The organism is Cytophaga hutchinsonii ATCC 33406, from assembly GCF_000014145.1.
Classification (GTDB): domain Bacteria; phylum Bacteroidota; class Bacteroidia; order Cytophagales; family Cytophagaceae; genus Cytophaga; species Cytophaga hutchinsonii.
The window spans coordinates 726,355-746,396 of sequence record NC_008255.1; the positions used below are offsets into that span (position 1 = coordinate 726,355).

Annotated in this window: 22 protein-coding genes; 10 read left to right on the forward strand and 12 right to left on the reverse strand. The window is 38.0% G+C overall.

Annotation, left to right across the window (positions count from 1 at the left end; genetic code table 11):
* Positions 1-334 precede the first annotated feature (334 nt).
* From CHU_RS03085 to CHU_RS03110, 6 genes are all read left to right on the forward strand, one after another.
* Complete coding sequence (locus tag CHU_RS03085) at positions 335-670, forward strand: hypothetical protein (protein ID WP_011584026.1); 336 nt, start codon at positions 335-337, stop codon at positions 668-670.
* 29 nt (positions 671-699) lie between these two features.
* Positions 700-1,002 carry a hypothetical protein gene (locus tag CHU_RS03090; protein WP_011584027.1) on the forward strand — a complete coding sequence of 101 codons (303 nt, stop codon included), beginning with the start codon at positions 700-702 and terminating at the stop codon, positions 1,000-1,002.
* 383 nt (positions 1,003-1,385) lie between these two features.
* Positions 1,386-2,576 carry a sodium:proton antiporter gene (locus CHU_RS03095; RefSeq protein WP_011584029.1) on the forward strand — a complete coding sequence of 397 codons (1,191 nt, stop codon included), beginning with the start codon at positions 1,386-1,388 and terminating at the stop codon, positions 2,574-2,576.
* Between the two features lie 129 nt (positions 2,577-2,705).
* A complete protein-coding gene (locus CHU_RS03100; protein WP_011584030.1) occupies positions 2,706-3,287 on the forward strand; it encodes a tRNA-(ms[2]io[6]A)-hydroxylase in 582 nt (193 codons plus the stop codon).
* Positions 3,288-3,464: 177 nt separating this feature from the next.
* The gene (locus CHU_RS03105; protein ID WP_011584031.1) at positions 3,465-4,661 is read left to right on the forward strand and encodes an NAD(P)/FAD-dependent oxidoreductase; all 1,197 of its coding nucleotides are present in this window, start codon (positions 3,465-3,467) and stop codon (positions 4,659-4,661) included.
* A gap of 78 nt (positions 4,662-4,739) precedes the next feature.
* Positions 4,740-6,350: a hypothetical protein gene (locus tag CHU_RS03110; RefSeq protein ID WP_011584032.1), complete on the forward strand. Its 1,611-nt coding sequence runs from the start codon at positions 4,740-4,742 to the stop codon at positions 6,348-6,350.
* A gap of 99 nt (positions 6,351-6,449) precedes the next feature.
* Here the strand turns inward: CHU_RS03110 and CHU_RS03115 are convergent, their stop codons facing one another.
* Both CHU_RS03115 and CHU_RS03120 read right to left on the reverse strand, forming a co-directional pair.
* Positions 6,450-7,484: an LIC11966 family surface protein gene (locus tag CHU_RS03115; RefSeq protein ID WP_143143968.1), complete on the reverse strand. Its 1,035-nt coding sequence runs from the start codon at positions 7,482-7,484 to the stop codon at positions 6,450-6,452.
* 4 nt (positions 7,485-7,488) lie between these two features.
* Entirely contained in the window at positions 7,489-9,606 is a 2,118-nt protein-coding gene (locus CHU_RS03120; protein ID WP_011584034.1) for a S41 family peptidase, read from the reverse strand.
* Between the two features lie 210 nt (positions 9,607-9,816).
* Between CHU_RS03120 and CHU_RS03125 the strand changes: the two genes are divergently transcribed.
* Entirely contained in the window at positions 9,817-10,470 is a 654-nt protein-coding gene (locus CHU_RS03125; protein ID WP_011584036.1) for a class I SAM-dependent methyltransferase, read from the forward strand.
* A gap of 171 nt (positions 10,471-10,641) precedes the next feature.
* Here the strand turns inward: CHU_RS03125 and CHU_RS03130 are convergent, their stop codons facing one another.
* The 4 genes from CHU_RS03130 to cysC all read right to left on the reverse strand — a co-directional run bounded on the left by CHU_RS03130 (position 10,642) and on the right by cysC (position 13,894).
* Entirely contained in the window at positions 10,642-10,962 is a 321-nt protein-coding gene (locus tag CHU_RS03130; RefSeq protein WP_011584037.1) for a DUF4870 domain-containing protein, read from the reverse strand.
* A gap of 96 nt (positions 10,963-11,058) precedes the next feature.
* Complete coding sequence (gene cysN / locus CHU_RS03135) at positions 11,059-12,345, reverse strand: sulfate adenylyltransferase subunit CysN (RefSeq protein ID WP_011584038.1); 1,287 nt, start codon at positions 12,343-12,345, stop codon at positions 11,059-11,061.
* 30 nt (positions 12,346-12,375) lie between these two features.
* Positions 12,376-13,281 carry a sulfate adenylyltransferase subunit CysD gene (gene cysD / locus CHU_RS03140; protein WP_011584039.1) on the reverse strand — a complete coding sequence of 302 codons (906 nt, stop codon included), beginning with the start codon at positions 13,279-13,281 and terminating at the stop codon, positions 12,376-12,378.
* A 19-nt stretch (positions 13,282-13,300) separates the two neighbouring features.
* On the reverse strand, positions 13,301-13,894 hold the full coding sequence (cysC, locus tag CHU_RS03145; protein WP_011584040.1) for an adenylyl-sulfate kinase: 594 nt from the start codon (positions 13,892-13,894) through the stop codon (positions 13,301-13,303).
* A 234-nt stretch (positions 13,895-14,128) separates the two neighbouring features.
* Between cysC and cysQ the strand changes: the two genes are divergently transcribed.
* From cysQ to mnmD, 3 genes are all read left to right on the forward strand, one after another.
* Complete coding sequence (cysQ, locus tag CHU_RS03150) at positions 14,129-14,893, forward strand: 3'(2'),5'-bisphosphate nucleotidase CysQ (protein ID WP_041932159.1); 765 nt, start codon at positions 14,129-14,131, stop codon at positions 14,891-14,893.
* Positions 14,894-15,157: 264 nt separating this feature from the next.
* Positions 15,158-15,352, forward strand: coding sequence for a hypothetical protein (locus CHU_RS03155; protein ID WP_011584042.1), 195 nt, complete (start codon positions 15,158-15,160; stop codon positions 15,350-15,352).
* Positions 15,353-15,623: 271 nt separating this feature from the next.
* Entirely contained in the window at positions 15,624-16,307 is a 684-nt protein-coding gene (gene mnmD / locus CHU_RS03160) for a tRNA (5-methylaminomethyl-2-thiouridine)(34)-methyltransferase MnmD (protein WP_011584043.1), read from the forward strand.
* Positions 16,308-16,515: 208 nt separating this feature from the next.
* On the opposite strand, the gene CHU_RS03165 is transcribed toward mnmD, so the two are convergent.
* From CHU_RS03165 to hemB, 6 genes are all read right to left on the reverse strand, one after another.
* Entirely contained in the window at positions 16,516-16,965 is a 450-nt protein-coding gene (locus tag CHU_RS03165) for a GNAT family N-acetyltransferase (protein ID WP_011584044.1), read from the reverse strand.
* A 178-nt stretch (positions 16,966-17,143) separates the two neighbouring features.
* Positions 17,144-17,434, reverse strand: a complete 291-nt coding sequence (locus CHU_RS03170) for a HigA family addiction module antitoxin (protein ID WP_011584045.1) — start codon at positions 17,432-17,434, stop codon at positions 17,144-17,146.
* Between the two features lie 8 nt (positions 17,435-17,442).
* Positions 17,443-17,727: a type II toxin-antitoxin system RelE/ParE family toxin gene (locus CHU_RS03175; protein WP_011584046.1), complete on the reverse strand. Its 285-nt coding sequence runs from the start codon at positions 17,725-17,727 to the stop codon at positions 17,443-17,445.
* Between the two features lie 94 nt (positions 17,728-17,821).
* Positions 17,822-18,415, reverse strand: coding sequence for a hypothetical protein (locus tag CHU_RS03180; RefSeq protein ID WP_011584047.1), 594 nt, complete (start codon positions 18,413-18,415; stop codon positions 17,822-17,824).
* Positions 18,416-18,419: 4 nt separating this feature from the next.
* Positions 18,420-18,896 (reverse strand): hypothetical protein, encoded by a 477-nt coding sequence (locus tag CHU_RS03185; RefSeq protein WP_011584048.1) that lies wholly within the window; start codon positions 18,894-18,896, stop codon positions 18,420-18,422.
* 44 nt (positions 18,897-18,940) lie between these two features.
* Positions 18,941-19,909: a porphobilinogen synthase gene (gene hemB / locus CHU_RS03190; protein ID WP_011584049.1), complete on the reverse strand. Its 969-nt coding sequence runs from the start codon at positions 19,907-19,909 to the stop codon at positions 18,941-18,943.
* Positions 19,910-20,042 lie beyond the last annotated feature (133 nt).

The following is a 20,042-nucleotide window of genomic DNA, read 5'->3' on the forward strand; positions in this document are numbered from 1 at the left end:
TTTCGCTTTTATAGCTTGGATCATCCATTTTTTTATCTTATTATCAATTAGTTAACATTTATTTTTTCTGTGTCAATAAAATAATACTAAAATAATTAGTATTGTAAATTCTTGTTTCTATATTTGCTAATATTATTAGTAAATATGATCTATACCCTTATCCTTTAATAAAAACATTTTAAGCAGTAATACGCTGGACACGTGCTGCATAAGATGTAAAATCAGTTTTGCTTTCATCACAGCTGAATGAACAAAGCTATTTTATAAAAGGATAGGGTGTAAGATCGCCAACGTAAACAGAATCAATTTTCATTTTAACATAGGAGGAAAGCACATGTTTGTTATCAGCGACATTATTAAAAGCATTGGAATGGATATTCAGTATTTGTTTTCCATTCTTAAAAAATCAAATTGGTTAACCGGAAACGGCACCGGCGTATCATACAGCTTCTTAAATCTTGAAGTGATCAACAACTCAGTTTTATCGGGTATGGTTTATATCGGAGATAAACTGCTGGATTTTGAATTAAGCTTTCAGGATATTATATATAACACGTTCAAAATTGATAAATATACCTTTCTGGTAAAATCGTCAGACGCCATTACCGTATTTGTAGATGGGGATGAAGCCAATACTGTACCTCTCATTAAAATGCGTAATCTGAAATAAATTCTATTATAAAATACCGACTAAAAGTTATGATGGAATCAGATATGAATTTTTTTGAAGAGGTTCATTTAAAAGAACAAGCTTCAGTTAAAAAAGAAGCACTCAATTCACGTTTCAATTTTAAAACAGGATTGCTGATCGGAGCTTTGTCCGTGGTAGCTATACTGCTTGTTGTAAGTTTTCAGACAAGCAGCAAAGACAGTAGCTTCGAAGCCATGTCATTGCATCTGGATTCTGTTCAGGTAGAGCAGAACGATCGTATGATACATTTATTGGAAACAAACACAAAAAGGGATACAACTATTATACATGTTGTTGCTCCGGCATTGTAATCTATTCTTCTGCTTAAATTTTCAATCAGCTAAAAATCCGCCGCGACGAAGAACCGAAACTGCAGTTTATCTGTATGCCAACGCGGATCAATTGTATTTTCTGGTTCTTTTGTTCCGCAGCGGTGATAAATAAATAATGTTGAATAGAAAAATCAAACTCAGGTAATACAGGCAAAGCAGGCAGTAAAACATTAAAAGAATTTGTTTATAGTTTATTTTCAGTAAAAAGGCTTTTTAGAGATAGAGAGCCTTTTTTATTTTTTTGGTATAAAGTTAAAGAGAATCTATTTTATGTATCTGCATTTAAAATAAACGTGTTTTAGTATCTTTGAATCAGGGACATTACAACATTATCTTTCACCTCACCAATTACTGTTTTTTGAATGAGTATTTTAATCACTGTTTGCGTTCTTTTGCTGTTAGCGTATATTTTTGATTTAACAGCATCGTTCACCAAAATCCCTTCTGTCATTCTGCTGCTGGTATCGGGCTGGCTGGTTAAACAGGCGTGCCACGCGCTTAAAATTAACGTTCCGGATCTTGATCCTTTATTGCCCGTTCTGGGAACAGTAGGTTTGATCCTTATTGTACTGGAAGGCTCGCTGGAATTGGAAGTGGATAAAACAAAATTCCCGATGATTAAAAAATCCATTGCCGTTGCCTGTATTCCTATGGTTGTACTGGCGCTTTTACTGGGTTATTTTTTTAAGCATGTAGGCGGGTATACATTAAAAGATAGCATTACATATGCGATTCCTTTTTGCGTGATCAGCAGTGCTATTGCCATTCCGAGTGTTTCAGGACTTCATTCACGTGTGCGTGAATTTGTGGTTTTTGAAACAAGTATGTCAGATATTTTAGGCGTATTGTTCTTTAATTTTGTTGCATTGAATGCGGTTATTAACACAGATTCGCTGATCGAATTTTTTATTCAGATTGTTGTAATCACCGTACTGTCATTTATTGCAACGATCTGCTTGTCGTTGCTGCTTACAAAAGTGAACCATCACATCAAATACAGTCCTATCATCATCATCATCATTTTATTCTACGGCATTTCTAAGATATATCATTTACCCGGTCTTGTCTTTATTATTATTTTTGGTTTGCTGCTAGGCAATATAAAGGAATTGAGTAAACTTAAATTTTTACGTAAAATCCAATATCAGGCAATTGAAACAGAAGTTAAAAAGCTGCACGAACTTAGCATTGAAGCTGCTTTCCTGATCCGCTCCTTGTTCTTTTTGTTGTTCGGATTTCTTATGCATACAAGAGAAGTACTGAACCCGGATACTATTCTGTATGCATTGGGTATTGTAGCAGCAATTATAATTATCCGGTTGCTGCAGCTGGCATTTTATAGAATACCGCTTGTGCCAATCCTGTTTATAGCACCACGCGGCTTGATTACTATTTTACTTTTTGTGGCCATTATTCCAGAACCCACTGGCTCTGTTGTAACCAAATCACTGGTGATTCAGGTGATTGTTATTTCGGCGCTGGTGATGATGCTGGGATTGATGCTTACACCGAAACAAATGCTTGCAGAGAGTCAGCACGAGAAATTAAGGTAATCAGTTTGCGTTTGATGGCGGCAATGGTATTAACAGCGTACGCAATGGTGCTGTTAATCTGCGCATAAGACATAGATGTGATGCATCGACATTTTTTGTATCTTTGCACCTGCATTCAATAACGCTATTATGTTAGGATTAAAATTACCAACAGACCCGCGCTGGGTTGAAATTGTAGAAACAAATATTCCCGAAATATTAACCGATCATGCTTATTGTGAGCAGAAGGCAACAACCAATGCCATGTATATCGTGATCAACTTCCCGGAATACACCGAACTGGTTAGTGATATGATCGACCTGGCACAGGAAGAACTGCAGCATTTTAAAATGGTGCACGACATTATCAAAAAACGAGGTTTGGTATTGGGGCGTGAGCGCAAAGACCCATATGCAGGAGATATCTACGCATTCATGCGCAAGGGACATATCCGTAAATATGTATTAATCGACCGTTTATTGTTTTCAGCATTGATCGAAGCACGCAGCTGCGAACGTTTCCGCTTATTGAGTGAACAGATTAGTGATCCGGAGTTAAAAGAGTTTTACCGTGAACTGATGATCAGCGAAGCCACACATTATACCACATTCATCAACTATGCACGCAAATACAGCGAAGGTGAAGATATTGATAAACGCTGGCAGGAATTTTTAGCGTACGAAGCAACCGTTATTTCTAAGTATGGAGATAACGCCACAATGCACGGGTAATGTTTAAAGTAATAGGTTTTAAGAAGATGTATTAATTGTCATTGTTAAATTTTTAAGAATCGAAACCACAATTCTGTAAAAATGACAAGAGGAATTATTAAATATTATTCTTAATACATAAAAATTAAATGGACTTATTAAAACCATTCTTAAAACTTAAAACCTATTACTTATTACATGAACAGGCAGACAATTGCAATCATAGGCGGCGGCCCTTCAGCATTAATGCTTGCCGCCATGCTGGATGGTGAAAAATACGACGTACATCTTTATGAAAAGAATGCAGCTGCCGGCCGTAAATTTTTAGTAGCAGGCGACGGCGGTTTTAATCTTACCCATTCAGAAGATCTTGAATCTTTTGTTACGCGTTATACACCACAGAAATTTTTAGAGCAGGCGCTGCGCACCTTTACAAACAAAGACTTATGTGATTGGCTTCAACACATTGGTATTGAAACATACACCGGTTCAAGCAAACGGATCTTTCCGGTAAAAGGTGTAAAACCTATAGAAGTACTGAATGCTTTTATGGAACAGTTAAAAACAAAAAAGATAAATATTCATACACTGCATGAATGGCGGGGCTGGACAGTAAATAATGCGGCCGTATTTTTACATAAAGAAAAAGATGTTGTTGTACAGGCGGATAAAATAGTTTTCGCACTTGGCGGGGCAAGCTGGAAAGTTACCGGATCAACCGGTGCCTGGCTGCATGCATTTCAAGAGAAAGGAATTAAAACAATTCCTTTTAAGGCATCAAACTGTACCTATCAGGTATTGTGGCCAGCGGATTTCATAGCGAAGCATGAAGGGCAGTGGCTGAAAAATATTTCAGTTGCCGCAGGTGATCAGATAAAAAAAGGCGAGCTGGTAGTAACAGCATATGGTCTGGAAGGCGGGGCTGTCTATGCATTAAGCCCGCTGCTGCGGAAGCAAATTCAAAACACAGGTAAAGCTGCAATGCAGATTGATTTTAAACCATCTTTTTCTAAAGAATCATTGATTCAAAAACTTTCGCTTAAAACAACAAAATCACTTACGCAGATTTTGAAGAATGAAATCAAACTAAGCGACACACAGATTGCTTTATTAAAAGCAGTTATTCCGAAAGAAACTTTTTTAAATGCTGAACAACTTGCAACCAATATAAAATCTTTTCCTGTAGCAATAACCGGTATGGCACCAATCAATGAAGCGATCTCTACGGTTGGCGGCATTGCTTTATCGGAAGTAGATGACACGTTTCAGTTAAAACAATTGCCCGGACACTATGTGATCGGTGAAATGCTGGACTGGGATGCGCCTACCGGCGGGTACTTGCTGCAGGGCTGTTTTAGTATGGGAGCGTTGCTGGCGAAGGTATTGAACATATAAAAGAATATGTTATTTCGGTTTGTAATTATTTTTGCCTTCTTGGAATAATAGTTTAAATTTGATTTTAAATATTTATTTATGAAAAGCATATTTCTAATAATCAGTGTGTGTGTATTAAACATTTTTACACTGCAGGCACAAAAACCTACTATTGTTTTCAGTGCAGACAAGACCCCGCAAAAAGATCAGGTAGCCAAGTTAAGGATATTAAAGAATGGCAATACGGCAAGTATTGAACTGATTGAAGATATTGGTATTGTATGTAAATTATATGATACCAATAAAAAGAAAGTTAGTGAAGTAACAACACCTTTGGCTGACAAAATAAATAAAAGCAGATTAAGATGTGTGTATGAAATCAACAATGAAATTATGGTCATGTTGGTGATTTTTCCTAAAGGGGTTCCAACATTAATGAGATATTTATATGATGGGACAACAGGCAAACTAAAAAGCGAAACTTCAATTTTGGAAATGCCTGTACTTACCGGAGATCCCAGATATCATCTGACAGATTCGCGATATGTACTATCTGATTATAAAATTGTGAAAGATCCTTCCAGTGATTATTATGCAGTAGTATTATGCGACATATTCGCTAAAGAAATTAATAAGCGAATAGAGATTGTTCATTACTCTCCTGTTCATGAAAAAGTAACCCGGGCATATTTAACATTAATGGAAAGTCAATATAAGTATATATCTGCTTTAGATATGTATGTGAATGCAGGAGAGTCTGTGATATTAGCTACGTATGGTTGCAATACGACGAAAAAAGACGGTGAAGGGGCAACATATTATCTGTCACAACTTAAAGCAGGAGCAACCGCCTTTACAACTAAAATACTGGCTCAGACAAAATCATCGGAACAAACGGAAGATAATGCTGTTTGTAAGTTCATATTTGATGCTAAAAGCAAGCAGCTGAAAGCGCTCATCAATATAATTGATACAGACGTATTGCATAGCCATTTCATAACACAAACCATAAATCCACAAACACTCGCGTTTAATAAACTAACGCAGGTTACAATCAATAAAGCATTAGATTATTATAAAAAAAATATCAATGCCGAAAAGTTGTATAATGAGAATGATATACAGAATTATATAATTGATCAAAAAGGAAATGATTTTTTTCTGGTTCAGTCGGCTGGAAGGGTTTATTCGCAATATTCATCAGTGGTATGGATGTCTGAAATTGCAATAACCTCTTCTTCACCGGATGGACAGGAGATTTATGGACGGGCTATACCTTATGCGAATATGCACACTGCGTCCCCAAAAAGGATGAGTTATATGGATGCTCCCAAAGGTCAGTTTTTATATCCCAATGCGGATGAATTTTACGGTACATATGTGGAATTAATTGCAGGGAAAGAAAATAACTATATTTTATTAAATGATCTTCCGGAAAAATTTGACCGGCCTGAAAACGAAAAAAGTGTAGGCGTCAATCTCGCGGGTATGAACCACGATGATCTCAGCGGATGTATTTTTACATTTAACAGTGAAGGAAAGATGACTAAAGACTATTTATTCGGAAAGCCCGCTAAGGCAACGGATGCAAAGTATGCATTATTCCACACAGGAGATTACAATGCTGAAACAGGCATGTATGTAACGCAGGTTGTAGAACGTGTTAATGGTAAAAAAGTAATCAGCATTGCCTGGATTAATTTGAAATAATACTTTGCAGATGTATTCTGTACAACTGCGTTCAAATAAAAAAGGTTTGCACCTGTTTAAATATAGGAGCAAACCTTTTTTTATTTCAATTAAGTAACCTTATTTCTTCGGTATCTGTTTATCTAAAAATGCATCGCCAGCGGCGTTCCATTCGTTAAAGAGCTGCGTTCTTTTTGCATTTAAGGTGTTATTTTTTGTATTGTATGCATTGATCGATTCGTTATACTTTCCTAATGCTGCATTGTACTGATCAACTTCTTCTTTTGTTACCGATCCTTTAGGTTTTGAATCCACAACCTTTTTGATCTTTTCAAAATTTTCTTTAGCTAAGAAAAAATCCAGCATACCCGGAATCTGATTTGTTGCTTCGTCCTGATAGAAATTTAAAATGTTTCTCAATGCTACTTCCAGCGTACCATCACCTTTATATGACGGTATAGTATCCAATGATTTTAATCCCTCCCTGGAAGCTTGTATCAAAGCTGTACGGCTTTGCTGCACCAGGCTTATGTTGCCGGCGGAAAGCGCTGCGATCATCTGCTGTTCCTGAAAAGAACTTTTAAAAAGCAACAGGTTCAAGTTGCTTTGAAACTTCATTACACTGTTTGCTATCTTGATAACTTTATCACGGCTGTCATCCGCGCCGGCATTCATGGTGATATTGTTTTCCGCAGCAAAAGCCGCTATCTGCGTATTAACCATTTCTGAACCCTTATTGATCTTTTGATTGGCAATTTCCTGGGCCGTCACATACGCTTCCATCATATCATACGATTGTTCCGAGATGGCTTCCATATCCATGATCTTGGAATAATCATTCGTCATTACATTATAGGAAAGGTCCAGATAGGATATCAATGAATCGCGTAGAGTTGTTTTGCCATTAAATGCTTTTATCTTTGAAATTTTACTTTTAGAAGTTTTTAAAATCGTAAGCACTTCCTGTCTTTTCGTTTCAGCCTTCTTGGCACTCTTGCCGTGCGCCACCTGATTGATGTATTCAAAGTATCCGTTTTTTATAGTTCCGAATTCCATTGTCATACTATTTAAATATTCTACTGCTGTTTGAGAAAAAGCAGTAGAATAAATGAAAAATAGCAAGCATAAGACAACATACTTCATAGAGTGTTTCATACGATTATTTTTGTTTAAGTTTAATAAAATCACACATGATATCATGTGTCTGCTGTAAGATCAGGTCTGTTTTTAATTCATCCAGATAGCCGGTATACAGTTTTTTATAATTCGCATCGTAACTTAAAAAGTCACTTTCAAGGCGGTTGTAATATACTTCAAATCCCGGACGTACAAATGAGCCGGCTGCAGATTCTTTTTCATTTTCTGCTTTCAATATACGCATGTCTTTCCAGAAGCCTGCAGCAGTTAAATGAATGATAATATCATCATCTTGTGTTGTATGCAGCGAGTCCGAAACATGTTTCAGTTGCTTATACTGCGGGTTTTCTTTTATCCGTATATTGTTCATCTCATTTAAGGATGCAACAGGCAGCGCTTCCGGAAATGCAAAAACAGCTTTTTTGGCAATCGAGTCACCTTTAAGATAAAATGGTTCTGTGTTTTCTTTTTCAGATAATACATCCAGATACGGAAGTATTATGTCGGGCGTTACACCTTTACCCTGGTAGCTGAAGCCTGATGTGCGGTACAATTTTATTTCCGTGATCTTCGTCGCGCCCATGTTATCAGTGGCAGAAAATGTGCTGATTGATTTTGTTGTATCCAACTGTGAAATACTCTGGCCGGTAGCTTTCCCGTATGTTTGTTCTCCAACGATCAGTGCACGGTGATTGTCCTGCATGGCTGCACTGAATATTTCTGAAGCAGATGCACTGTATCCATTCACCATAATGCACAATGGTCCGTCATACACGGTACCGCGGTTCATATCTTTGGTTAAAGTTGCTTTTCCGCTGCGTTCCAGAACATAAAACAACGGGCCTATGTCGATAAATAAACCTGACATGCCAACAGCTTCATACAAAGAACCTCCGCCATTGTTCCGCAGATCAATGATTAATCCTTCAATGTTTTCATTTTTTAATTTTAAAATTTCTTTCGACAATTCATTGGCAGCGCCTAAAGCATTGGGATTTGAATCGTCCGAATAAAAAGAAGGAATAGATATGTAACCTATTTTTTTAGCATCCTTAATGATATAACTTTTAACGGTATTGTTTTCAAACTTTATTGCTTCACGTTTTAATTTAATCGTCTCACTTGATCCGTTATCTTTTTTTAAACCGATTTCCAAAAGCGAATATTTTTCGTTTTGAAGCAAGGCATTCGCTTCTGTGTGTGTTAATGCAGATACATCAAACACCTGCTGATTCAATTTGAACCACAATACAACATCATTCTCTTGTATCACATTGGAAAACCATGCCGTACTTCCCGGCGCTACGTAACGGATGGATAAATTTCCGAATGCTGTTTCTCCGAAAAATACACCAAAGGTTAAGACCTTCGACTGCAGGTGTTCTGAAAATTCTTTAAATGCCGTGTAATTATAATACTCCGTATGCGGATCAAAGCGCTTGCAGATTGCATTCAGCAAGGCATTTTCAACAGTTGCAGTAAAATCGGTTGAAGGATCAGCTAATGCATTTATTTTTTTTAATTCCTTATCAATAATCGTACGGGTAATTTTATTTTTATCTGCTAAAAAATTGCTTGGGGCAGCAACATCGGTGCTGTGTGCAGAGTCGACGGCGTAATACAGATTATTCAATACAAGAAATTTAATGTTCCGTTTCCATCGGCTTATTTTTTTTTCTTTCGATTCCATGAATTGTCTTTTGGAAGAAGAAAAAGTAACAATTTCATTTTCGCTGAAATTCAATTCATTCGCGGCAAGCGTCTGAAGAATAGCCTGGCTTTCTTTTATTCTGGTTTGATACAATTCAGATATTCCGGCGATCAGCGTACAAAGATCTTTGGCAGAAGAAGGTTTAAGATTTTGTATCTGTATTAATAAGTTTTGTCTGTCTGATTCATAGAAATGTATTTTTTTATAATCAAGTTCCGTTAATAACAAATCTGCAATTTCTACAGAAACAGTATGATTGAATTGTATCGGAGCAATATGTTTTTTAGTTAGCAATACCCATAATGCATCTGTTTTTTTTGAACAGGATGGCTGCTCTGTTTTACTGGTTTGTGCAGATGCCGGAATTGCTACAAATGTCAGCAGCAATAAAACAATTAGTTGAATACGGGAGAGAATAAAACCTATCATGTGAAGAAAATAAATAAAAGGAGAAGATCCGTGTCACCCGGAAAGTTACCTGTTGTATTTAAACAGCTGATGCACGAACATACTAAAATCCTTAAAAAGAAGGAAAATAAATATAAGAGGAATGCATAAACATGCAGATTTTTAGATGATAACAGTGGGTTTAGCCCTATAGATATAGACTTGAACTATTTTTATACCTAACTTGCTCCCATGGAAAATGAAGAATTAAAGGCAATAGCTGCCCAATTAAGACAGCCTCATGGGAGTAAGGGAATTCAGGTGTCGGATATGATGCATGAATCGAATATAAACATGACCCGGCAAACGATAAAAACGTTGGAGTTATCGGCAAACGAAGAAGTACTGGAACTCGGTCATGGTAATGCAGGCCATTTACAGTATCTGTTTGAAATTGAAAAAACAGTCAGATATTATGGACTTGAAATTTCTGAATTGATGCATGCGGAAGCAAAGCAGATCAATAAGTCGTTTGCTGATCATAAGCAGGCATTCTTTTTTATGTACGATGGCATGGATATGCCTTTTGGGAATGATTATTTTGATAAAGGCTATACCGTAAACACACTTTATTTCTGGGAAGAACCTGTAAAGATGCTACAGGAAATATACCGCGTTATGAAACCTGAAGGTATATTCAGTATCGGGTTTGCGCAAAAGTCATTTATGGAACAGTTGCCATTCACGCAATTTGGTTTTACCTTATACGATACAAAAACGGCAGAAGCATTAGTAGCTAAAACTGATTTTAATCTTGTAAAATCAGAAACTCAGGTAGAGCAGATAAAAGGTAAAATAGGCGGGATGCTTAGCCGTGAGTTTACAATACTTACACTAAAAAAGTAGTTAATCAATTACAACCCTGAGCACAAGGTTTCTTTTTAGTCATTTCTCCGTTATACTGACCTGGTGTTACACTTGATTTACAGCTGCTGAAAAGAAGCAGCATGATAGTAGTGCATAGCAGAAATTGTTTTTTCATATTGCATTAACGCAGGTGTCAGACTAATTCGTGTATCAGCGGATGAAATTTTTGAAGCACTCCTGAAAATAGGGTCCTACGTAAAACACCGGTTTTTCTTTTTCTTTTAAGGCAGACAATAAGCCTAGTATCCACAAGGCAAAGCAGATCAGATCAAAAGGGCCTAACAAAAAATACAGACGAAAGAAACCAAGTATTATTGAACCTCCAATAGACATGATTTGTATGCCAAGTGTCTGTCGCAGGTGAAACCTTGCTAATGAGTCTTTAGTATTGTTTTCCAGATACAAGATGAATGCTATAAGCCAGCCTATAAAAGGAATGTAGGAGATAAGTGCTATAGTTTTGCCGTTCATAATTACAATGTTTATTACATAACAAGATAAACAGGTAGTGTCAAAAATAAAAGCCCCGGTTTTTGGCCGGGGCTTTGTAATGTATGGTTATAGGTGTTATAAAATCATACCCGCACCAACGGTTTCGTTGGTAAACTCATCTACCAGAATAACACTGCCTGTAATGCGGTTTTTGTTATAGCTATCGTAGAACAATGGGCTTGTTGTACGGATCAATACACGTCCGATATCATTCAAGCCAATTGTTTTATCATCTTCAATTTTGTGAAGCGTGTTGATGTTCATTTTATAACGGACTTCTTTGATCACGCAACGCGCATCTTTAGTAGTATGCTTGATGGAGTATTTACCACCCGGTGTCATTTTCTTTTCATTCAGCCAGCAAAGCATTAACTCAATATCCTGACCAACTTCCGGTTGATTGTTCGGTTTAACGATCATATCACCACGGCTGATATCGATGTTATCTTCTAGTGTCATGGTTACAGACATCGGAGGGAAGGCTTCTTCAAGCTGACCATCGATGGTTTCAACCGTTTTGATTTTTGTTGTTAAACCGGATGGTAAGTGCATGATCTCATCGCCCGGCTTAAACACGCCACCTTCGATCCTGCCTGCAAAACCTCTGAAGTCATGGAACTCGTCCGACTGCGGACGGATCACATACTGCACCGGGAAACGGGAATCGATCATGTTCAGGTCAGAAGCAATGTTTACTGTTTCCAATGTGTACATCAATGTTCCGCCCTGGTACCAAGGAGTGTTTGTAGATGGTTCCACCACGTTATCACCCATCAATGCAGAGATTGGAATGAAACGGATATCCGGAATGTTTAATTTGGATGCGAAGTTTGTATAGTCTTCACGGATTTTATTGAACTTCTCTTCGCTGAAATCCACTAAGTCCATTTTGTTCACACACACAACTACGTGCTTAATCTGTAATAAAGACGCAATGAATGAGTGGCGGCACGTCTGCTCAATAACACCATGGCGCGCATCAATCAGGATGATCGCTAAGTTGGCAGTAGATGCACCTGTAACCATGTTACGTGTGTACTGTACGTGGCCCGGCGTATCGGCAACAATGAATTTACGCTTTGGTGTAGCAAAGTAGCGGTATGCAACATCAATCGTGATGCCTTGTTCACGTTCTGCGCGTAAACCATCTGTCAATAAAGAAAGGTCAACATACCCTTTACCTTTACGTGTGCTGATTTCTTCAATCTGTTCCATCTGATCTTCAAAGATTGCCTTTGAGTCATATAACAAACGACCGATCAATGTGCTCTTACCATCATCTACACTGCCGGCAGTAGTGAAGCGAAGTAAGTCCATATTTAAATAACTTTCGTTTGTGATGGGTTCTTTAGTCTGATGCATAATATATTTTAAATGCGTGTAACGCTTAAATTAAAAGTATCCTTGTTTTTTACGGTCTTCCATAGCAGCTTCCGAACGTTTGTCGTCTGCTCTTGTACCACGTTCAGTCTGGCGTGCTGACGCAACTTCCTGAATGACTTCTTCCAATGTAGCCGCGTCTGATTCAACAGCACCCGTACATGTCATGTCACCTACAGTACGGAAACGTACCTGCATGTTTTCAACTTTTTCACCTTTTAATAAGGTTACGAAAGGTGAGTTGAACAATAATGTACCACCACGGTTGATAATATCTCTTTTATGTGTGAAGTAAATACTTGGAATATCTAATTTCTCAGAATAGATATATTGCCATACATCCATCTCTGTCCAGTTGCTCAATGGGAAAATCCGGAAGTTTTCACCTTGTTGTTTTTTACCATTGTATAAGTTCCATAACTCCGGACGTTGGTTTTTAGGATCCCACTGACCGAATTCATCTCTGTGTGAGAAGAAACGTTCTTTTGCACGTGCTTTTTCTTCATCACGACGCGCACCGCCGAAGCAGGCATCGAACTTGAACTCTTCAATGGTGTCAAGCAGTGTGATTGTCTGCAAACCATTACGGCTAGGGTTCGGTCCTTTTTCTTCCACTGCACGGCCCTGATCGATTGAATCCTGAACGTAACGAACGATCAATGTCGCACCGATCTCACGAACCATTTTATCTCTGAATTCGATGGTCTCTTCAAAGTTGTGGCCCGTATCAACGTGAACCAATGGAAAAGGAATCTTTGCCGGAAAGAAAGCCTTTTGCGCCAAACGTACCATTACAATTGAATCTTTACCACCTGAGAACAAAAGCGCCGGACGCTCAAACTGAGCCGCAACTTCGCGCATCATAAAGATCGCTTCAGATTCAAGTTGTTTTAAATGGGATAGTGTATATGAATTCATAATCTATTGGAATACTAAATTAGTAGGTAATTTTAGGAAGGATAGCTGTTAAAATCTGCTGCAGGCAATCTTCTAAGCTATGTAAATCGGTGCGCACTTCTAACGACGGGGCTTTCGGGTGTTCAAACGGAGAGTCAATTCCTGTAAAGTTTTTGATTTCACCGGCACGTGCTTTTTTGTACAAACCTTTTACATCGCGCTGTTCGCACACCTCAATCGGAGTATTAACAAACAATTCAAAATAATCGTTTGCGCCAATGATGTTTTTTGACATGGAACGGATTTCTTCCGTAGGGCTGATCAATGAGCAGATCGTAATGATACCGCAGGCAGCAAATAACTTAGACGTTTCGGCAGCGCGGCGGATATTTTCTGTGCGGTCTGCTTCGGTAAAACCAAGATTGTTATTGATACCGGTACGAAGATTATCGCCATCAAGCAGCGTAGTTAAAAAACCACGATCGTGCAGATCTCTTTCTAAAGCCTTTGCAAGCGTACTTTTACCAGAACCAGATAAGCCAACCATCCATATTACAATGGAATGTTGTTTTAACTGCGCTTCTTTATCCTCACGTTGCAGGATTTTATCGAAGATGGGATGTATATGATTCACAAGCTATTATTAAAACTGACTTCAAAAATACGGTTTTTTGGCTATATCTCATATAGTTGGGGCAATTAAAGGGCTAATAAAAAGCAGATTGTTGACAAAGAAACAGGGGCGGATGGAAAGGATAATCCTGTGATAAACAGTACCTGCCAAGCATACGTTGGACGATCGGGAGTTTTTCAAAAGATTCTAAGGTACTTTTCTTAAATTGCAGAATTGAAATTTAAAACCGATTTGATGAATAATTTACTTGAAAATGCAATTGTAGCGAGTATGGTGGCGGGAAAAGCAATCATGGAGGTCTATGCAATACCCGATTTTACGGATCTGATCGAAATCAAAAACGATAAATCCCCCCTTACGGTCGCAGATAAAAATGCACATCAAGTGATTTATACCCTTTTGAGAGGTGAATTCCCTGAGATTCCGATGATCTCGGAAGAAGGAAAAGGTACTCCGTACGAAGAACGTAAAGACTGGAAACGGTACTGGCTGGTTGATCCGCTGGATGGAACAAAGGAATTCATCAAACGCAACGGAGAGTTTACCGTAAACATTGCCTTGATCGAAAATAACCGTCCGGTGATGGGCGTGGTATACATTCCCGTAACAGACACCTTGTATGCCGGGATCGTGGGGCAAGGTGCCTTCAAAATTGTGAACGGCGAAGAAACGCCGATTACCGTACGCAAGGCACCGGATACAGGCCGGACAGCCGTGGGATCGCGTTCACACAGTACGGAAGAAGAAGCAAAATTATTGGCCGATTATAACGTAACCGATTTTATCACAACGGGAAGCTCGATCAAATTCTGTTTGGTAGCGGAAGGTACAGCGGACCTGTATTACCGCGCCGGACCTACAATGGAGTGGGACACTGCCGCCGGGCAAGCTGTATTAGAAGCCGCAGGCGGAACATTGACAAATCCCGATGGATCGATGTTTTTATACAACAAAGAAAATTTATTGAACGGCGGATTTTTGTGCAAGGGAGATATTTAACAGATTAACCGTGAAAATTTGCCTCAACCGTGGCCTGTGGCCTACAGAACACTTCCTTCAACTGTGGTCTGTGGCACACAGAACACCAACTACAGATTGAGTTAGAGAGCATACATTAAACGTTCAGATTGCATAATACAGATGATAATTTGGAAGTAGCATCTCAGAACAGCAGGTGGTCTGTGTGCCACAGGCCACGGTTGAGGAATCTGCCAGCAAGTCACGAGCAACAGCAAGATTGAGAAACAATGTAAAGCACAAGGTATGGATACAGTAAAACATCAACGCAAACAACTTGCAAAAGCAATACTTGAGCTGCATGATATATACATCAGCACCGGAGAAGAAGAAAAGCCCATGACAATATCGTTACCGGATCTGGCTGGCATGGCAGACCTGCCTGAAGATATGCCAACCGTGGTCTGTGGCACACAGAACACCAACTACAGATTGAGTTAGAGAGTATACATTAAACGTTCAGATTGCATAATACAGATGATAATTTGGAAGTAGCATCTCAGAACAGCAGGTGGTCTGTGTGCCACAGGCCACGGTTGAGGCGTTAGCGGAATGAATCCTGATTTTAGCCTTTTTTAAACACAGCCTTGATTTTTTGGTTCTGTTGCATCAAGGCAAAAGAACAGAAGATTAGAAAAGAAAGAATAATGAAATTAAGTAAGGAGAATTGTTTAAAGTTATTATACTTAATATTAAAAGTTAATTATTCATCATGTCAACCGATATCTCACTCATTCTTTCCAGCGACGGTTCACACACCTTATTCAATCCGGTTTTGAATGAAACCTATCATTCTAAAAACGGAGCCTTGCAGGAATCCATTCATGTATACATTGAATATGGCTTACTTGCATTCAGTGATCAGAGCGATATAAACGTACTGGAAATAGGCTTCGGAACAGGGCTTAACGCATTGCTTACCTGGAACAAAGCAGAGGAATTACGATTGAAAGTAGAATACCATACACTGGAACCGTTTCCCTTGAACAAAGAAATTACCGATCAGTTAAATTACCCGGCTCTCATGCACGAACCGCTGGCAGCAGAGCGCTTTAATAAAATTCACACCTCTGCCTGGGAAGAAAAAAATGTATTGTCTGAATACTTCACGATATACAAATACAAATCAACACTCGAAGAAAAATCATTGCCTGTAAACACATTCGATGTTTGTTACTTCGATGCCTTTGCACCGAACCGGCAGGCTGAAGTGTGGGTTGAAGAGAACTTAAAAAAGATTTTTGACAGTCTGCTCGAAGGAGGAATTTTGACAACCTATTGTGCGCAGTCTGCATTTAAGCGTACATTAAAAACTGTAGGTTTTGAAGTGGAATCTAAGAAAGGTCCGTTGTACAAGAAAGAGATGACGTGGGGGAGGAAGTTAAATTCCAAATAACAAATTTCAAATTTCAAAAGAATCTGCAGTCGAGCCATTCTTTGTCTGACGTCTCTGCCGTTGTTAGTGTTTCGTCCAGAACGAATGCGAAGATAGTGAAGAATAGTTCATGCCGATCACCAACAACTTGTTCGTGTGGACTTCCTCTCGCGCCATTCTTAGCGTAGCGGACTGGCGTCTATATTATTGCAGTCTTTGACTGCAATAATCACCCATTCAGCGCATAATAAAACTGCACAACTTTCGCTGCCTTGGCACCTGTAGATTGATAAAATTCAATCGCATGTTCATCGGCTTCATCTGCCTGTACAATGATTTCTCCGATATCAGAATCTTTGCAATAGTCTTTAATGCCCATGATTAATTTTTTGCCAATGCCTTTGCGTTGATGGCGCTTCATTACTGCAACGTCATAAATATAAAGCAAGGGTGATTTTGAAAAATACTGCGTTAAACTATAGGCAGTAAGCCCGCCAACAATGGTACCTTCGGAGCGGGCAACAAACACAAAAAAGTCATCTTTGCCTAATAATTCTTCAAGATGCTCTACACTCGGCATTTCAAAATTTTTCATTTCAAACACTTCTTCAAATACATCCAGAAGTTCAATGAAACTATCAATGTCGCGGTAGCTGAGTTTTTGGATTTGTATTCTCATGGAAAGAGTTAAGTTTAGCGTGTAACGTGTAATCGTTTGTTATTTCAATCTGATGTACGCCGTTGTTGGTGTTTCGGCCTAAGCGAAAGTTAAGATAGCACTTCCTCGCACCAGTCTTTGACACTTCCTCGCGCCAGTCTTTGACTGGTGTGTATCATTTGGTAGTCTTCGACTACATTTATACCACCACTTTCTTAATCGCCTTTAATTCCTCAGCAATCAACTGGCTTTCTTCTTCAATATCATAATCATCCTGCAGGCCCAGCCAGAATTTTGGACTGTTGCCAAAGTATTTGCTTAAGCGTAGGGCAGTATCAGCCGTGATGCGTCTGCGGCCTTTTGTAATCTCACTTACACGGGTTTGCGGAATGCCGATTTCTTTTGCCAATCGGTACGAAGTAATTTCCATCGGAATTAAAAACTCTTCCATCAATACTTCTCCGGGGTGAATGTTTGGTAGTTTTTTCATAAGAGTTATTATTTATGATAGTCTATTATTGAAACCTCTATGGCATTTCCATTTTGCCATTTGAATACAATCCGCCATTGATTATTAATTCGAATACTATAGAAGTCTTTCATAGTGCCAGAAAGCTTTTCTAATCTATTTGATGGAGGTATGGTTAAATCCTTTAAATCTTGCGAGTTATTAAGCATTCTTAACTTCCTTCTGCCAATCTCCTGAATTTCATTGGGTAATTTAGGTACACGTTCACCTGACCAGATTTTCTCTGTTTCTTTTGTTCCAAAGCTGAGTATCATGATGTATTACGTTACTAACGTTAAAAGTAAGTATTTGGTTTCTTATATTAAAAAAATATTGCAATTTATTTTTTGAAAAAAATCACCCCTTTTTTTACTTTATTAAATCATAAGTATTATTTACAAGTAAAATATATTTCTTTGCCATGAATCTTGCTCTATACCAAAACAAGAAAGTCAAAACCAATGCAATAAAAAATTTCAACGATGAAAAATTAATTATGTAAAAAAGCATCCAGCTGAATGAGATCAATGTCAAACCTTTAAATAATTCATTCATTAAGTTCCAATATTCTAATTGCCTGTATTTATCTTCAAATTGAAGTTTATTCACTTTTTCGTTAAAAAAAGGAAAATCAATTTCTTCAGACTTTAGATTTCCTAACAATCTATTGCCATTTACACACTTGAAAAGAAAAATTACAAATTTATGCTTAGTTGATTTTTCTTCAATGTAATTACCAATTCTTCCAATGATTGAATCAATGGAATGTACTATATGACCCAACAAGTATAAGCTTGGAATTAATAAAAATATAACTATAGAGGGCGTTGATTTAACATCTTCAATAGAGATACTAAAATAATTATACAATAAAATTTTAAATTGGTATAATAAGGTTAATAATAAAAATAGTCCAACTAAAAAATAAGCAAAAAAATCTCTAACTGAATATTTATCTACCATGTTTTTATTTCTTTAAAGATAAAATTTCAATATTAACCCAATACTGATTTGTCAATAAAGTATATTGATGTAATCCAGATGAATCAACATATTTAAGATTTCCAATTTTAATGTAATTTTTTTCATCATTAAATGTTTTTAATAAATTGGGCAGAAATTTTATATCTTTCATATTTAAAATTACAAAGCATTTTTTTGTTTCATGACTTATTTTGAAACCAATTTTTTCTATAATATCACCATTAATACTGTCATTATTTTCATATGTTGTATATTCTAGAATTATATCATTAAACGAATTATAGGATTTTTGATATGTAGTGAATGTATTAAGTGATGACATTGTTGTAATAATATCTGTTTGCGTTCGACCTATTTGGCCTATTAAATCAAGATTGTTTTGTCCAAAAGTTTGATTGGAAAAGGTAGATAATGAAATTAATAAAACTTGTAGTAAATATTTGATGTTAATATTTTTCATTTTAAATGAATTTAAGGTTATTGATGAATTGAATAGCTTATGATTTAAAAATACTTCACCTTACCCGCAAACTCCTTCGCAAAATAGGTAAGGATAATTTTTGCACCCGCACGTTTCATGCTTAATAAGGTTTCAAGCATCACCTTATCGTTATCGATCCAGCCGTTGGCAGCAGCAGCTTTTACCATGGCATACTCACCGCTCACGTTATACGCTGCGATTGGTACATCGAATTGGTCATATAAGGTTTTGATTACATCTAAATAGGCAAGGGCTGGTTTTACCATAATGATGTCCGCACCTTCCTGAACATCCAGTTCTGCCTCCAGTAAGGCTTCGGTAACATTGGCCGGATCCATCTGATACGTTTTTTTATCACCCGACTTCGGAGCCGAATCCAGCGCATCCCGGAACGGACCGTAAAAAGCGCTTGCGTATTTTGCCGTGTATGCCATGATGGAGGTATTCGTAAAACCGCTATCGTCCAGCATGTCGCGGATAAAACCAACACGGCCGTCCATCATGTCCGATGGTCCGACGATGTCGGCACCGGCCTGTGCCTGTGCTACCGCCATCTTACCCAATACAATCAATGTTTCATCATTCACAATTTCTCCATTCACAACAATGCCGTCGTGCCCGTCGGAAGAGTAGGGGTCAAGTGCCACATCGGTCATCAGACAGCATTCCGGGAAACGCTTTTTAATTTCACGAAGTGCTTTCAGATACATATTCTCCTGGTAGCTGATGGTTGCATATGGATCTTTTACTTCATCCGGAAAATGCGGAAACAATACAAACGAACGCAACCCCAGATTCATGCAGCTGTCGATTTCACGAAGCAGATTATCTTCTGAAAAACGAAAGATGCCCGGCATCGAAGCAATCTCGGTTTTAACATTTGTTCCACCGGTTAAAAAAAGCGGGAACATCAGATCTTCGGTATATACCCGGTGTTCTTTTACTAACTGACGGACAGCTTCTGACTTACGGTTTCTTCTCGGACGGCGCATGAGGGTAGTGTAGAGTTTATAATGTAAAGAAAAAGGAGTACTAAGTACAGAGTTTATGGTCCGCCGCGGCGGACCAAAGTACTTAAAACTCCTTTTATTTTTTTAATCAGAATTTATAATCTTGAATTTTGTA

Bases quoted from the DNA above. Each gene is read 5' to 3' on its own strand.
- CHU_RS03085 (WP_011584026.1), top strand. From the start codon at position 335: ATGTTTGTTATCAGCGACATTATTAAAAGCATTGGAATGGATATTCAG.
- CHU_RS03090 (WP_011584027.1), top strand. From the start codon at position 700: ATGATGGAATCAGATATGAATTTTTTTGAAGAGGTTCATTTAAAAGAA.
- CHU_RS03095 (WP_011584029.1), top strand. From the start codon at position 1,386: ATGAGTATTTTAATCACTGTTTGCGTTCTTTTGCTGTTAGCGTATATT.
- CHU_RS03100 (WP_011584030.1), top strand. From the start codon at position 2,706: ATGTTAGGATTAAAATTACCAACAGACCCGCGCTGGGTTGAAATTGTA.
- CHU_RS03105 (WP_011584031.1), top strand. From the start codon at position 3,465: ATGAACAGGCAGACAATTGCAATCATAGGCGGCGGCCCTTCAGCATTA.
- CHU_RS03110 (WP_011584032.1), top strand. From the start codon at position 4,740: ATGAAAAGCATATTTCTAATAATCAGTGTGTGTGTATTAAACATTTTT.
- CHU_RS03115 (WP_143143968.1), bottom strand. From the start codon at position 7,484: ATGAAACACTCTATGAAGTATGTTGTCTTATGCTTGCTATTTTTCATT.
- CHU_RS03120 (WP_011584034.1), bottom strand. From the start codon at position 9,606: ATGATAGGTTTTATTCTCTCCCGTATTCAACTAATTGTTTTATTGCTG.
- CHU_RS03125 (WP_011584036.1), top strand. From the start codon at position 9,817: ATGGAAAATGAAGAATTAAAGGCAATAGCTGCCCAATTAAGACAGCCT.
- CHU_RS03130 (WP_011584037.1), bottom strand. From the start codon at position 10,962: ATGAACGGCAAAACTATAGCACTTATCTCCTACATTCCTTTTATAGGC.
- cysN (WP_011584038.1), bottom strand. From the start codon at position 12,345: ATGCATCAGACTAAAGAACCCATCACAAACGAAAGTTATTTAAATATG.
- cysD (WP_011584039.1), bottom strand. From the start codon at position 13,281: ATGAATTCATATACACTATCCCATTTAAAACAACTTGAATCTGAAGCG.
- cysQ (WP_041932159.1), top strand. From the start codon at position 14,129: ATGAATAATTTACTTGAAAATGCAATTGTAGCGAGTATGGTGGCGGGA.
- CHU_RS03155 (WP_011584042.1), top strand. From the start codon at position 15,158: ATGGATACAGTAAAACATCAACGCAAACAACTTGCAAAAGCAATACTT.
- mnmD (WP_011584043.1), top strand. From the start codon at position 15,624: ATGTCAACCGATATCTCACTCATTCTTTCCAGCGACGGTTCACACACC.
- CHU_RS03165 (WP_011584044.1), bottom strand. From the start codon at position 16,965: ATGAGAATACAAATCCAAAAACTCAGCTACCGCGACATTGATAGTTTC.
- CHU_RS03170 (WP_011584045.1), bottom strand. From the start codon at position 17,434: ATGAAAAAACTACCAAACATTCACCCCGGAGAAGTATTGATGGAAGAG.
- CHU_RS03175 (WP_011584046.1), bottom strand. From the start codon at position 17,727: ATGATACTCAGCTTTGGAACAAAAGAAACAGAGAAAATCTGGTCAGGT.
- CHU_RS03180 (WP_011584047.1), bottom strand. From the start codon at position 18,415: ATGGTAGATAAATATTCAGTTAGAGATTTTTTTGCTTATTTTTTAGTT.
- CHU_RS03185 (WP_011584048.1), bottom strand. From the start codon at position 18,896: ATGAAAAATATTAACATCAAATATTTACTACAAGTTTTATTAATTTCA.
- hemB (WP_011584049.1), bottom strand. From the start codon at position 19,909: ATGCGCCGTCCGAGAAGAAACCGTAAGTCAGAAGCTGTCCGTCAGTTA.